Source organism: Brevibacillus aydinogluensis, assembly GCF_961514395.1.
Taxonomy (GTDB): Bacteria; Bacillota; Bacilli; order Brevibacillales; family Brevibacillaceae; genus Brevibacillus; species Brevibacillus aydinogluensis.
This window is the reverse complement of record NZ_OY569118.1, coordinates 4028768-4042173: the sequence shown is the minus strand read 5'-3', so window position 1 is coordinate 4042173 and position 13406 is coordinate 4028768. Positions and strand designations below refer to the sequence as shown.

The following is a 13406-nucleotide window of genomic DNA, read 5'->3' as shown; positions in this document are numbered from 1 at the left end:
GCTCGCTTGGCCCATCACTCCATGCCTGTACTTTATCTCCACCTTCGGTTGATCAATATGCAGGCCTTTCGGCCTGACAATGATGGAATGGTTTCCTTGCGGAATCTCATTGATAACGAAGTACATTTTGTCTTCAGTCTAAAAAGGCCGGGGAGTCATCCCCGGCCTTTTTCGTTTTTATGGCAGCAATCTGCTCAACGAAAAGCGGCGCTATATGGTTGAGCGGACGATTAGCGCTTGACCGCAGGCAGTTCGTTCAGGCAGTCCTGGCAAATGATTTTGCCTTTGAAATAGGAAACACGGTCAGCGTTACCGCAGAAAATACAAGCAGGCTCGTACTTTTTCAGGATGATGCGCTCTCCGTCCACGTAAATTTCCAACGCGTCTTTTTCGGCGATGCCCAGGGTGCGGCGCAGTTCGATCGGAATCACCACGCGGCCCAGCTCGTCCACCTTACGTACAATCCCCGTCGATTTCATCATAAATCGTCTCTCCTCTCACAATGTTGCCCAGTGTCGTTTATTGTGCAAATCGGATCATAAATCGTCAATATTCGACAATTTCCGTTGTTCCCATCATACCAGCGATTCCCAAAGGTGTCAATATGAATTTTACAATTCTTTGAATTTGCATCTGGTGCGAATTTAGTAGATATGACAGGACCATTGTTTGGGTGCGCTTTATCTTAATGTGCATCGAATTCTTGGAAAAAAGTAACTGGAAGCATGGAAGGTCGAATTCGACACCTTATGTCGAATGATAGAGAGGTGATTCGACAAATGTGGCTTTTTTTTCTACCGATTCCTTTTTCCCCCTCAACCTGGTCCCGTCTATTCAAGCTCCGTCTGTCCTTCCGCAAAGTTGCAGGCGGGTGGTTTACAAAACGAGGCGGTTGTGTACAATAGAGGATGAATCAGGTATTTCATAGCGAACGACCATGACGGGAAGAGTAGGCTTGCCATCCTTATGACAGAGAGCCGGGGTAGCTGCGATCCGGTATAAGCGATCAAGCCGAACATGGCCCCTGAGTTTCGCGGATGAACCGCCGTTTCCGGCGCCAAGTAGTTCGCGACGCATACCTGCGTTACGGGTGAGTCAGCAGCAGTCTGACTCGACAAGTCCGCTGTTCGTGAGAAGGCGGAGCATTTGGGTGGTACCACGAGAAGTATGCTCGTCCCAATCTGGGGCGGGCTTTTATTTTTTGTATGTCAGGAGGGTTTTGCTGCATGAAACCGACGTACTACATTACCACGCCGATTTACTATCCGAGCAACAAACTGCATATTGGCAACGCCTACACCACTATTGCAGCCGATGCCATGGCCCGCTACAAACGGCTGCGCGGCTACGATGTCTACTACCTGACCGGTACGGACGAGCACGGGCAAAAGCTGCAGGAGCGTGCGGCCGAAGACGGCAAGCAGCCGCTTGAATTTATCGACCCGATTGTCGACTGGATCAAGGATTTGTGGGCAAAGCTGGACATCTCCTACGACGATTTTATCCGGACGACTCAGCCGCGCCACAAGGAAGTCGTGCAAAAGGTATTCAAACGGCTGTTGGACCAGGGAGACATCTACCTGGGTGAGTACGAGGGCTACTACTGCGTGCCGGACGAAGCGTTCTGGACCGAGACGCAGTGCAAGACGGACAAAGGCTACTTCTGCCCGGACTGCGGCCGCGAAGTGAAAAAGGTGAAGGAGAAAAACTACTTCTTCCGCCTGTCCAAGTATCAGGACAAGCTGCTGAAGTTCCTGGAGGAAAATCCGGACTTCATCCAGCCGGAGTCCCGCCGCAATGAAATGATCAACAACTTCCTCAAGCCGGGACTGCAGGACCTCTCCGTCTCTCGCAGCAGCTTCGACTGGGGCATCAAGGTGCCGAACGATCCCGAGCACGTCGTCTACGTCTGGATTGACGCGCTCACCAACTACATCTCCGCGTTGGGCTACCTGTCTGACGACGACAGCAAGTTTCGCAAATACTGGCCGGCAGACGTCCATCTGGTGGGCAAGGATATCCTCCGTTTTCACACCATCTACTGGCCGATTCTGCTGATGGCGCTGGACGTGCCGCTGCCCAAAAAAGTGTTTGGCCACGGCTGGCTGCTGATGCCGGACGGAAAGATGTCCAAATCTAAAGGCAACGTGATCGATCCGAAGCTCCTGATCGACCGCTACGGCTCCGACGGCGTGCGCTATTTCCTGCTGCGGGAAATCAACTTTGGTCAGGACGGGGTCTTTACACCGGAGGCTTTCATCCAACGGCTCAACTATGACCTGGCCAATGACATCGGCAACCTGCTGAGCCGCACCACGACGATGATTGAAAAATACTTTGACGGCATCGTGCCTGCTCCGCAGGAGGCGGGCGAACCGGACGACAGCCTCATCCAACTGGCCACCAGGACGAAAGCACTGGTGGAGGAGCACATGGACGAAATGCGCTTCAGCAATGCACTGGCCCACATCTGGGAGCTGATCGGCCGGACCAACAAGTACATCGACGAGACCATGCCGTGGAACCTGGCCAAATCGGAAGAGACCCGGGGCCGCCTGGCTACGGTCATGTACAATTTGGCGGAAAGCATCCGCATTGCCTCCATCCTGATTCAGCCGTTCATGACAAAAGCCCCGGCGAAAATCTGGGACCAATTGGGCATCCTCGACAAGCCGGAAGCGCTGACCTGGGAGTCGGCTGGCGTCTGGGGAGGTCTGCCGGTCGGCAGCACGGTCAGCCGCAAGGAGCTGCTCTTCCCGCGTCTGGACGTGCAGGCGGAGCTGGCGTTCATCGACGAATCCACGGCGGAAGCGCGCCGTCAGGCAGAAGAGAACAAGCGAAAACAGGAAGCATTGAAAGGAGAAGTGTCTGTGAACGAGACAACCGCGAACCAAACCGAAACACAGGCAGCCGAAAAACCGGCGGACGTAAAAGAGGAAATCAAGATCGACGATTTTGCCAAAGTGGAACTGCGCGTGGCGCAAGTCGTCGAATGCGTGAAACACCCCAACGCCGACAAACTGCTGGTACTCCAGCTGGACCTTGGCTATGAGAAGCGCCAGGTGGTTTCCGGCATCGCCAAGTACTACACGCCGGAAGAAATGATCGGCAAAAAGGTGATCCTGGTGGCCAACCTGAAACCGGTGAAACTGCGCGGCGAACTGTCGCAGGGCATGATCCTGGCCGCGTCCGCAGGCGATCAACTGACGCTGGCGACCGTTGACCCGAGCATGCCGAACGGAGCGGTCGTAAAGTAGGGGAAAGGAAGGTAGATCCCGTGTTATTCGATACGCACGCACACCTCAATGCCCGGGAGTTTGACGAGGATCGAGAAGAGGTGATTGCCCGCGCGCGGGAAAACGGCGTGAGCACCATCGTCAACATCGGCTTCAACGCCGAGACGATCCCCACCTGCCTGGAGCTGGCGGAGCGCTACGACTTCATCTATGCCGCGGTCGGCTGGCACCCGCAGGACGCCAAGGACATGAAAGACGAGCATCTGGAGTGGCTGGAGGAGCTGAGCCGCCACCCGAAAGTGGTCGGACTGGGAGAAATGGGTCTGGATTACTACTGGGACACCTCGCCGCGGGATGTGCAGGCGGAGGTGTTCCGCAAGCAGATTCGCCTGGCCAAAAAGCTGGGCCTGCCGATCATCATTCACAACCGGGACGCTCATCAGGACGTCATCACGATTCTGAGGGAGGAGAAGGCGGCTGAAGTGGGCGGCATCATGCACTGCTTTTCCGGGAGCTGGGAGACGGCCAAAATGGCGCTCGACATGAACTTCTACATCTCGTTCGGCGGTCCGCTCACATTCAAGAACGCAAAGCAGCCGAAAGAGGTGGCGGCCAAGGTGCCGCTCGACCGGCTGTTGATCGAGACCGACTGCCCGTACCTGACCCCGCATCCGTATCGCGGCAAGCGAAACGAGAGCGGATACGTCCGCTACGTCTGCGAGGCGATGGCCGACATCCACGGTCTGTCCTGCGAGGAAATGGCCCGGATCACGGCCGAGAACGCCCGCCGGCTGTTCCGGCTGGAAGCCCGTACCGAATAGCCTTCAAAGCTCATTATTATGACAAAAGCCCTTCTGTGAACGCGCATCAGCGCATCGCAGAAGGGCTTTTTTGCCAATTCCGACTTGTTGATTGCGCACATCCGGCGGCGTTTTTCCGGCAGGTGGCCGAGTATTTTCTGCCAAGCCAGGTTCTCCCGCAGTTTTCTCCTGCATACCATAGTCCATGTGTCGAACGATTCCATTTCTCTCGACAGAACTGCTCGACACAAACGTGCTTCCATTCGCCATGAGCTTTTTGCTAGGCTGGTAGCGATTATTTGGTTCTAGGAAGGGGGTAATTTGACAAACCGGAGAAAGTAGCATACAATCAAGACCGACCTTGTTCAGAACTGGCCAATTTCCAAAATATTGGTGCGATTTCATCACCCTTGCCTGACCAGACGGGAAAAGCCTCGTGCTTTTCCAGGAAAAAGGAGTGTGGGAAATGGAGTTACGCACGATATGGGAACGGCAAAAGAAGCGAGCAATTGCCATACTGGGCTGTCTCGCTCTGGTGCTGGTGCCCATGATTGGCTATTTATCTGCCCAAGCAAAGCAACCGAAGCAGGTCACGTTTACCTTGGACGGTGTCACCAAAAAGGTGGCGACCAAGGCGAAAACCGTTAAAGAGTTCTTGGAAGAACGACAGATTGCGGTGACAGATAACGATAACTTGCAGCCAGAAGCAGACACCAAAATTTCCGACGGAATAAACATCACCTTACATACACGCTGGGCAATCCCTGTCCACGTGGACGGGCAGACAAAACTCGTGCAAACGCTCAGCCGTGATGTGGCCGGTGTCTTGAAGGACGCAGGCATTACACTGGGCAAACAGGACCGGGTGGAACCGGCACTGACAGCGTCTCTCTCCAAAGACTCGACGATCTTTGTCACGCGGGTCAGCGAACAGATCGTCAAGGTTGAGGAGCGCGTACCATATCAGGAAATTCGCAAAGGCGATGCTTCTCTGACAAAGGGACAGACCCGCGTACTGCAAAGCGGGCAGGAAGGGAAAGTCATCGCGCACTACAGACTGGTTACGGAAAACGGAAAACAAGTATCCCGTGAACTGGTAAAACGAGATGTCATCACACCGAAAAAAGACCGTATTGTCGCGGTAGGAACGGCCGCATCCGTTCAAGCCGACACGTCAAAACGGGTCGTTGCCGCAGCGGGGTTGGTCTCCCGCGGTGGCAAAGTGTTCCGGCCGAAAAAGGTACTGAACGGGGTTACCTTGACCGCCTACTCTCCGGCAGGGGGAGGCAAGCCTGTCGGATCGCCGGGTTATGGTCGAACGGCTACCGGTGTCAAGGCAGAAGCCGGACATACCATAGCCGTCGATCCCAAAGTCATTCCGCTGGGATGGTGGGTGTATATCGACGGAATCGGGTATCGTCGCGCAGAGGACACAGGCGGTGCGATAAAAGGTCACAAGATTGACGTGTTTGTCAGCACAGAAGCGGAAGCGATCCGATTCGGCCGCAAGCGAAATCGCACGGTTTACATTATCGGACCACACAAGCCTTAAAGGACAGGAGCCTGCGCTCCTGTCTTCTGTTTGCCGTCTTACCATTATGACGGGCGGGGAACGGAAACGTTTCAGCCGCACGCACAGAAACAGTACGTGATTTTGGTATACTAATACCATGTCAACACGGTAGGAAAGCGGGAGCAGCGACATGAAGATCAAAGAAGTCATCGTCGTGGAAGGGCGGGACGACACGGCCGCCATCAAGCGGGCCGTGCAGGCGGACACGATCGAGACGGGCGGGTCTGCCATCAACGCGAAAACGATCGAAAAGATTCGCCTGGCCCAGCAAAAACGCGGCGTTATTATTTTTACCGACCCCGATTATCAGGGGGAGAGAATCCGCAAGATCATCAGCCGGGCGGTGCCGGGCTGCAAGCACGCATTTATCACCCAGGAAGACGGGACGAAAAAAGGGGACATCGGCGTGGAAAACGCCTCTCCCGAAGTGATCGTTCGCGCGCTTTCCGAGGTGCGTACCGATATGGCGGATCAGGCTGGGGAGATCACGCCCGACGACATGATCGCCTACGGGTTGACCTCGGGTCCGGATTCCAAACAGCGGCGCATCAAACTGGGTGAACGGCTGGGCATCGGGTACGCCAATGCCAAACAGATGCTGCAACGCCTGAACGCCTTTCAAATCAGTCGGGCGGAGTTTCTCGCCGCGATGAAGGCCATTGACGAAGGAGGGGAGCAGCCATGACCCGAGCCGTCGGCAAAGATATCGCCACGCCAACGCGGACCAGGGAAATCCTGGAGAAGTACGGCTTTTCGTTCAAAAAAGCCTGGGACAAAACTTTTTGATCGACACCAACATTCTGCACAACATCGTGGCAGCGGCCGAACTGGACAAGGGGAAGGCGGCATTGGAGATCGGCCCTGGCATCGGTGCGCTGACCGAACAGTTGGGCAGAGCGGCCGGCCGTGTCGTGGCGGTCGAAATCGACCAACGGCTGCTGCCCATCCTGGCGGAAACACTGGCTCCCTATGAAAACGTGGAAGTGGTGCACGGGGATGTGCTGGAGCTGGATCTGCGGGCGCTCCTGGCGGACAAGCTGGCCGGCTACGAACAGGTGAGCGTCGTGGCCAACCTGCCGTACTACGTGACGACGCCCATTCTGATGAAGCTGCTGGAGGAACGGCTGCCGCTGGAGCATATCGTGGTGATGATCCAGAAAGAGGTGGCGGATCGAATCGCAGCCAAGCCGGGTACAAAGGACTACGGTTCGCTCAGCGTCGCCGCACAGTTTTTCGCGGAGACGGAAGTGGCGATGGTGGTGCCGGCCAGCGTGTTCATTCCCCGGCCCAATGTGGACTCGGCTGTAATCAAGCTGACGATCCGCAAGCAGCCGCCTGTCGAGGTGGACGACGAAGCGCTGTTTTTCCGCGTGGTGCGGGCTTGTTTTGCGCAGCGGAGAAAGACACTGCTGAACAATCTGATGAACGGCTTGTTTGACAAAACGCAAAAAGAAGACGTGGTTGGACTGCTGGCTGAGCTGGGCATCGACCCCGGCCGCCGCGGTGAGACGCTGAGCATCGAGGAATTTGCCCGGCTCGCCAACGCCATTGGCCGCAGCAATCTGCTCACGCATCGACCATGAGGAACGCCCCTTGGATACAAGGGGCGTTTGGTATTTTTGGGACAGTCTCAACCATTTGGGAAAATGATAATCAGGGGAGGATAGCGGCTTGGGATTTTAGTAACCGGACGTGGTTTTTTTTGACAAAACCATGTGACAAAAATCTGCTGATTTCACGAAAAAAACACCGTTGACAAGAGTTGATGTTGGTTGCTATAATTTTTTATTTCTTTGACAAAATAAGCATAGGCTGTTATAATGGAATCAAGCGAGGTGGATGAGATAATGGCAAGAAACGCGTTACTTGACATTAAACGCAGTTTAGACGAGCACATTGGCGAACGCATCCTGCTGAAAGCCAATGGCGGTCGCCGCAAAACCGTCGAACGGACGGGCATCCTCGAAGAAACATACCCCTCTGTATTCGTAGTAAAGCTTGATGACGACCAATTGTTTGAGCGAGTTTCATACAGCTATGCTGACATCTTGACGGAGACAGTAGAATTGACAGTGTGCCGTGACAACGAGCACATTCGTATTACTTTTGTACAGCAGTAGGGCCCTGGCGGCTCTGCTGTTTTGTTTTTTTCTCCTGCTGTTCCCTGGCTTGGTACTCGATATTATATCCATTCGGCGCCATCGTTGTGTCGGCTGAATCGAGAGGATGGCCGGGGTTTTTTTGTCCGACCTCGCGCATACTAAGGCTGTCAACGAGAAAGGGAGGATGTTATGGGTCGCAGACGAGGCATCATGTCTGAAGCGTTCAAGATGGAGTTGGCCAAAGAGCTGGGGTTTTACGACACGGTAAAAACTGAAGGCTGGGGCGCCATCACCACGCGCGATGCCGGGAATCTGGTCAAACGCGCGATTCAGATTGCCGAGGAAGCGTTAGCCAAACAGAATGCCAAATAAACTCGTTGACAGGCCGGGGAAACCCGGCTTCTTCCTGCGTTTTTGGTTTCGCGGCAGTTGCTCCGCATTGCCTATTATGATAGAATATTCAGAAAAATACACACGCGTGTCACTAGGCGAACTAGGCATGAGCGAACGGAAGCGGCAAGGGGCGAGTCCCTCTGCTCTGGACGCTCATGCTTTTTTCAGGAGGTGAAAGCGGGCAGCAGACCGGGAACAGGCGAGGGTTACGCACCAAACAGATCGATCAGCGACAGGAGGAATGGGAAGTATGTGGAAAAGCAAGGGAATCGTACGGGGAACAGTGGCCGCTTTTGTCATCTCTACGGCGCTCTATACACCAGTTCCGGCCCAAACGGAGGCGGTATCTCCCGAGCCGCCGCCATCAGCGTCTGCGGAAGCGCCGGCGAGCGTCATCCAAAACGACGAGCCCACATCCGTCCGCATCAATCAGTTGGTCGACACGGCCATGTACTACTACTGGCACGGCGGCGACCTGCAGCAAGCGGAAAAGGAAATCTTCAAGGGCATCACCCTGAAAGGCAAATACGATGTGGTCGAACACGCTTTTCGGGAAGCGACGATCCTCGATCCGTACAATCTGGATCTGAAGTTTTCGCTGGCGTCGACGCAGGTCATCCAGAAAAAGCTGCCCGAAGCCCTGCAGACGTACCGGCAGATCCTGCGCCTGGACCCTGACAATTTCAACGCCACCCTGCTGTTCGCCGTCTACTCCAAGGCGAACGGAGACGAGCGGGCGTTTCAGGAGGCCGTGTCCAGGCTGCGGACGATCGATCCGCAAAGGACGGCCGCCTATCTGGAAAAGCTGCGGGCGACAGACGAGATCCTGGCCGGCAGGCTCAACACCGCGGTTCCGGCCGGGCTGCCGCAAACCCGGCACGCGATCGTGATCCTGGGCTACGCGCTGGCGGACGACGGTTCGATGCGCCAGCCGCTCGTGGACCGGCTGAAAACGGGCCTGGCGGTCGCCAGACAATACCCGCAGGCCAACATCATCGTTACCGGCGGAGTGCCAAAGCAGGGCGTCACCGAAGCGGACGCGATGAGCCGATGGCTGGTCTCCCAAGGGATTGACCAGGACCGCATCCTCCTGGAGAACAAGTCGACGGACACGGTGGAAAACGCCCTGTTTACGATGGCGATCCTGGAGCGGGAAGGGATCCGCGACGTCACGCTGGTGACCAGCGCGAGCCATATGAGACGGGCATTGACCGTCTTTCGCGAAGCCGGCGAATTGTACGCGAAGATGAACGGCAGCAGCGGGAGCGTCAGATTTAGCCATGTGGCCAGCCTGGATTACCCGACGATCGAGGAGGCGCAGCAGGTGACGAAAGACGAGCGACTGGTCACCTACCGTGACCTGTTGAGAGCTTCGGGCATCTGGGCGTATCCCGGAAAACAGCGATAGGCTTTTCTTCCGTCCAACTGGCACGGCAGAGAACCCCTGTGCTACAATAAGAGACTAGAAAATCTGAACGTAGGCAGAGGTGAACAACATGCGTATCTCGGTCAAAGCGCCCGCCAAAATCAACCTGACTCTCGACGTGCTGGCCAAACGGCCGGACGGTTATCACGAAGTGGAAATGGTGATGACCACAGTGGACTTGGCGGATCGCGTAGACCTGACCTTGCGCCAGGACGGCGCCATTACGCTGGACTGCTCTGCCAGTTTTGTACCGGACGACATACGCAACCACGCCTACAAGGCGGCGGTGCTGCTGCGTGAACGCTATCAGATACGTCAGGGCGTACATGTGCATATTGACAAACAGATTCCGGTAGCCGCCGGACTGGCCGGAGGAAGCAGTGACGCGGCAGCCGCCCTGCGCGGCCTAAACAAGCTTTGGAATCTCGGGCTGAGTCTGGACGAGCTGGCCGCCATCGGGGCGGAAATCGGGTCCGATGTGCCGTTTTGCGTCTACGGCGGCACGGCACTCGCCAGGGGGAGAGGTGAGCAGATCACCCATTTGCCGGCTCCCGCTCCTTGCTGGGTCATATTGGCGAAACCGCCGATCGGGGTCTCCACGGCTGACGTGTACGGCCGATTGCGCGTTCAGGAGATCGCCTGCCATCCTTCCACAGAGCAAATGATCAGGTCGATTCGCGAACAGGATTTTTCACTGATGTGCCGCTCCATGGGTAACGTGCTGGAAGAGGTGACGTTGGACATGCACCCGCAGGTCCGGCAGATCAAGGAGCTGATGGAACAGTCGGGAGCGGACGGGGTGCTGATGTCGGGGAGCGGACCGACCGTGTTCGCCCTCGTGCAAAAGGAAGCGAAGGTCCACCGTATCTACAACGCGCTGCGCGGATTTGTCAAAGACGTGTTCGTGGCCCGCATGCTGGGGATGCCTGATGGGGAAATGCTTGCATGATCCCGTATGGAAATGATAAATTAGCACCATAATATTCGGTTTTTTTGGAGGAAGAATCATGAAGAAAATGCGCAGAAGTGCGCGTCTGGTCGACATGACGCAGCACTTGCTCGCCCATCCCCACACGCTGATTCCACTCACCATGTTTGCCGAACAGTACGGAGCGGCAAAGTCGTCCATCAGCGAAGACTTGTCCATTATCAAGGAAGCGTTTGAGAGCCAGGGTGTGGGTGCGCTGCGAACGGTAGCGGGAGCGGCTGGCGGCGTGAAGTACATTCCTCAGATGAAGACGGAACAGGCCCTTCACTTCATGCGCGAACTGATCGGCCATTTGGAAAATCCCGACCGCCTGCTGCCGGGCGGCTACCTGTACATGTCTGACATCCTCGGCCATCCGGCCACCATGGCCCGGATCGGCAAGCTGTTTGCCACCGCCTTTGCCGAAAAGAACGTGGAAGTGGTCATGACGGTGGAAACCAAGGGGATTCCGCTCGCCTACGCAACGGCCGCCTATCTGAACGTGCCAGTTGTGATCGTTCGGCGCGACAACAAGGTGACGGAAGGATCCGTGGTCAGCATCAATTACGTGTCCGGCTCGAGCAAGCGCATTCAGACGATGTCGCTTGCCCGCCGCGCGCTGGCCGAACAGTCCCGTGTCCTGATCGTCGACGATTTCATGAAGGCCGGCGGCACGATTCGCGGCATGATCGATCTCCTGCAGGAGTTCCGCGCCACTGTGGTGGGCTGCGGCGTGTTGGTGGAGACGGCTGACGTCACGGATCGTCTCGTGGACGAGTACGTTTCGCTGGCCAAGCTGCGCGATGTGGATGTGAAGGGCAAGCAGATCGAGATCGAGCTGGGCAGTTATTTTCACAACAGAGAGGAGTAATGAACAGATGGCGATTTCATTTGTTTCGACGGACAAGGCGCCGGCGGCAATCGGTCCGTACAGCCAGGCGGTCAAGGCAGGCCCGTTTCTGTATGCATCCGGTCAAATCCCGCTGCGCCCGGACGGCACCCTGGTCGAAGGGGATATCGTGGACCAGGCGCACCAGGTGTTTGCCAACATCAAGGCGATCCTGGCCGAAGCCGGGCTGTCGCTCGCTGATGTGGTGAAAGCGACTGTGTTTATCAAGGACATGAACGATTTTGGCCGGCTGAACGACGTGTACGCCGAATACTTTGGCGATCACAAACCGGCCCGTTCTACGGTGGAAGTGGCTCGTCTGCCGCGCGACGTCAAGGTGGAAATCGAAGTCATTGCGTACGCAGGAGAATAATGGAGAATCGTGTAGTATAATCAAAAAGTCCGACACCAGGCCGTGTCGGACTTGTTTTTTGCGCATTTGTCCCCCAGGGGAGAGAAAAATTATCGTTTTTTTTTCAAAAATTCGGTAACCCAGCAGGAATATTTACCCAGAGCGTGGAAATAATCCTAAACGCTTTGATAGATAAAGGGAGTGAACTTAATGGAAGTAACAGACGTAAGACTTCGCCGAGTGAATACGGATGGTAGAATGAAAGCCATTGCGTCCATTACGATTGACCATGAATTCGTGGTTCATGATATCCGTGTCATTGACGGGAACAATGGCATGTTTGTTGCGATGCCCAGCAAACGCACCCCGGATGGGGAGTTCCGCGACATCGCACATCCGATCTCCTCTGCCACGCGCGAAAAGATTCAGGCTGCTGTGCTGGCTGAATACGAGCGCGTCGGTCAGGAAGAAGAGAACACCATCGAAGCAGGCGCTTGATTCAAGTCCAGCAAAAAGCACCCGGTCTCGACGACTGGGTGCTTTGTTCTTGCCGAAGCAGCCGGACGAAAAGCCAAGCGAGGCTGTTCCACCGGTCCCGGTCCTGTTGCCGTTTTCGCCGCTAATAGCAGGCCTCCAGATCGGCTATGATTTTTTCCCTGTCCAATCCTTCGCCGATAAAGACGGCTACCATCTTCGGACCGAAGTTTTCGAACGGAAACAGGTGCACCTGGTTTTCGGTGTGCTGAAATGAAATCAGTTCCTCCCTTCCTTTAAACAGCACGTACCCTTTGGCGCGGTAGACGTTTTTCGGCAGATCCCAGAGAAAATCCTCAAACTTGTCTGCGTCTACCGGTCCAGTAAAATGGTAGGAAAAGGTTTCGATGCTGTTGTACAGCGACGGCTGACCGGCTGAGAAGCCGAGCGATCGTTTTACTTTATCCAGGGTGGACATTCGTCCTATGCTTTTTTGCACAGGAGTGCCGGCCTTGTCACGGGCCTGTATGGCTGCACTGCGTTCGGCGGCGCGTTTGATGTTCAACAGTTCCCGCAGGTCCATGTCGCTCTGGATCGTCTGGTGGATCGGAGCGTGCGGATTCAGCTCCAGCAGCTTGGCCTTTACTTTTTCCAACACATCCGGGGTGACCAGATCGATTTTATTTAATAGAAGCAAATCGGCGTACTTCACCTGGTTGCGGATCGTCTTGACCAGCGTGCTGCTCGACTGAAAACGGGAGATAAGGCTGCGGAAGCGGGACGCGTCCACGACGCTGATGATTCCCTTGAGCTCCAATCTGTCGTACAGCTCCGGATGTGTCAGTGCGTCCACTACATCGACCGGATCGGCCACGCCGGTGGTTTCGATCAGGATGTGGTCAGGCTCAAAGGAAGCGAGAATGTCCTTCAGACCTTCCGTCAGCTCCCCGCGAATGGAGCAGCAGATGCAGCCGTCCAGAAGCTTTTTTACCGGAAAGCCAAAACCCTGAATCTGCTCGCCGTCGATGTCTTCATCGCCCATTTCATTCATCAGGACCACGACCCGACCGTCCTGGCTTTGCAGATAGGCCAGCAGTTTTTGTAACAGCGTCGTCTTTCCGCTGCCCAGATACCCGGTCAACATGTATACGCCAGCGCTCAACGCCACCATCCCCCTTGCCTTGTCATGTAACG

Annotated in this window: 13 protein-coding genes, 1 pseudogene and 1 other annotated feature; of the genes and pseudogenes, 12 read left to right on the top strand and 2 right to left on the bottom strand. The window is 55.6% G+C overall.

Annotation, left to right across the window (positions count from 1 at the left end):
- Positions 1 to 230 precede the first annotated feature (230 nt).
- The gene (locus Q7F15_RS20165; protein WP_029098042.1) at positions 231 to 482 is read right to left on the bottom strand and encodes an AbrB/MazE/SpoVT family DNA-binding domain-containing protein; all 252 of its coding nucleotides are present in this window, start codon (positions 480 to 482) and stop codon (positions 231 to 233) included.
- Positions 483 to 928: 446 nt separating this feature from the next.
- Positions 929 to 1182: a binding site (T-box leader), on the top strand.
- Positions 1183 to 1226: 44 nt separating this feature from the next.
- Between Q7F15_RS20165 and metG the strand changes: the two genes are divergently transcribed.
- The 12 genes and pseudogenes from metG to spoVG all read left to right on the top strand — a co-directional run bounded on the left by metG (position 1227) and on the right by spoVG (position 12236).
- Positions 1227 to 3257, top strand: coding sequence for a methionine--tRNA ligase (gene metG / locus Q7F15_RS20160; RefSeq protein ID WP_212132618.1), 2031 nt, complete (start codon positions 1227 to 1229; stop codon positions 3255 to 3257).
- 20 nt (positions 3258 to 3277) lie between these two features.
- Positions 3278 to 4057, top strand: a complete 780-nt coding sequence (locus tag Q7F15_RS20155; RefSeq protein ID WP_171567361.1) for a TatD family hydrolase — start codon at positions 3278 to 3280, stop codon at positions 4055 to 4057.
- A 445-nt stretch (positions 4058 to 4502) separates the two neighbouring features.
- A complete protein-coding gene (locus Q7F15_RS20150; protein WP_171567359.1) occupies positions 4503 to 5588 on the top strand; it encodes a resuscitation-promoting factor in 1086 nt (361 codons plus the stop codon).
- A gap of 151 nt (positions 5589 to 5739) precedes the next feature.
- Positions 5740 to 6294 (top strand): ribonuclease M5, encoded by a 555-nt coding sequence (rnmV, locus tag Q7F15_RS20145; protein WP_171567358.1) that lies wholly within the window; start codon positions 5740 to 5742, stop codon positions 6292 to 6294.
- Positions 6291 to 7192: pseudogene (gene rsmA, locus Q7F15_RS20140) on the top strand (16S rRNA (adenine(1518)-N(6)/adenine(1519)-N(6))-dimethyltransferase RsmA). The gene rnmV and the pseudogene rsmA overlap by 4 nt, the downstream one beginning before the upstream one ends.
- A gap of 264 nt (positions 7193 to 7456) precedes the next feature.
- Positions 7457 to 7729: a biofilm formation stimulator Veg gene (veg, locus tag Q7F15_RS20135; protein WP_029098036.1), complete on the top strand. Its 273-nt coding sequence runs from the start codon at positions 7457 to 7459 to the stop codon at positions 7727 to 7729.
- A 171-nt stretch (positions 7730 to 7900) separates the two neighbouring features.
- Positions 7901 to 8083 carry a small, acid-soluble spore protein, alpha/beta type gene (locus tag Q7F15_RS20130; RefSeq protein ID WP_029098035.1) on the top strand — a complete coding sequence of 61 codons (183 nt, stop codon included), beginning with the start codon at positions 7901 to 7903 and terminating at the stop codon, positions 8081 to 8083.
- 271 nt (positions 8084 to 8354) lie between these two features.
- A complete protein-coding gene (locus tag Q7F15_RS20125; protein ID WP_171567195.1) occupies positions 8355 to 9512 on the top strand; it encodes a YdcF family protein in 1158 nt (385 codons plus the stop codon).
- An 88-nt stretch (positions 9513 to 9600) separates the two neighbouring features.
- Entirely contained in the window at positions 9601 to 10479 is an 879-nt protein-coding gene (gene ispE, locus Q7F15_RS20120; protein ID WP_304414840.1) for a 4-(cytidine 5'-diphospho)-2-C-methyl-D-erythritol kinase, read from the top strand.
- Positions 10480 to 10537: 58 nt separating this feature from the next.
- The gene (gene purR / locus Q7F15_RS20115; RefSeq protein WP_171567197.1) at positions 10538 to 11368 is read left to right on the top strand and encodes a pur operon repressor; all 831 of its coding nucleotides are present in this window, start codon (positions 10538 to 10540) and stop codon (positions 11366 to 11368) included.
- A gap of 7 nt (positions 11369 to 11375) precedes the next feature.
- Complete coding sequence (locus Q7F15_RS20110) at positions 11376 to 11759, top strand: RidA family protein (protein WP_171567198.1); 384 nt, start codon at positions 11376 to 11378, stop codon at positions 11757 to 11759.
- 189 nt (positions 11760 to 11948) lie between these two features.
- A complete protein-coding gene (spoVG, locus tag Q7F15_RS20105; RefSeq protein WP_029098031.1) occupies positions 11949 to 12236 on the top strand; it encodes a septation regulator SpoVG in 288 nt (95 codons plus the stop codon).
- 121 nt (positions 12237 to 12357) lie between these two features.
- On the opposite strand, the gene Q7F15_RS20100 is transcribed toward spoVG, so the two are convergent.
- Entirely contained in the window at positions 12358 to 13374 is a 1017-nt protein-coding gene (locus Q7F15_RS20100) for a CobW family GTP-binding protein (protein WP_171567199.1), read from the bottom strand.
- Positions 13375 to 13406: the final 32 nt, after the last annotated feature.

Excerpts from the sequence above, each read along its gene's own strand:
- Q7F15_RS20165 (WP_029098042.1), bottom strand. The coding sequence starts at position 482 with ATGATGAAATCGACGGGGATTGTACGTAAGGTGGACGAGCTGGGCCGC.
- metG (WP_212132618.1), top strand. The coding sequence starts at position 1,227 with ATGAAACCGACGTACTACATTACCACGCCGATTTACTATCCGAGCAAC.
- Q7F15_RS20150 (WP_171567359.1), top strand. The coding sequence starts at position 4,503 with ATGGAGTTACGCACGATATGGGAACGGCAAAAGAAGCGAGCAATTGCC.
- rnmV (WP_171567358.1), top strand. The coding sequence starts at position 5,740 with ATGAAGATCAAAGAAGTCATCGTCGTGGAAGGGCGGGACGACACGGCC.
- veg (WP_029098036.1), top strand. The coding sequence starts at position 7,457 with ATGGCAAGAAACGCGTTACTTGACATTAAACGCAGTTTAGACGAGCAC.
- Q7F15_RS20130 (WP_029098035.1), top strand. The coding sequence starts at position 7,901 with ATGGGTCGCAGACGAGGCATCATGTCTGAAGCGTTCAAGATGGAGTTG.
- Q7F15_RS20125 (WP_171567195.1), top strand. The coding sequence starts at position 8,355 with ATGTGGAAAAGCAAGGGAATCGTACGGGGAACAGTGGCCGCTTTTGTC.
- ispE (WP_304414840.1), top strand. The coding sequence starts at position 9,601 with ATGCGTATCTCGGTCAAAGCGCCCGCCAAAATCAACCTGACTCTCGAC.
- purR (WP_171567197.1), top strand. The coding sequence starts at position 10,538 with ATGAAGAAAATGCGCAGAAGTGCGCGTCTGGTCGACATGACGCAGCAC.
- Q7F15_RS20110 (WP_171567198.1), top strand. The coding sequence starts at position 11,376 with ATGGCGATTTCATTTGTTTCGACGGACAAGGCGCCGGCGGCAATCGGT.
- spoVG (WP_029098031.1), top strand. The coding sequence starts at position 11,949 with ATGGAAGTAACAGACGTAAGACTTCGCCGAGTGAATACGGATGGTAGA.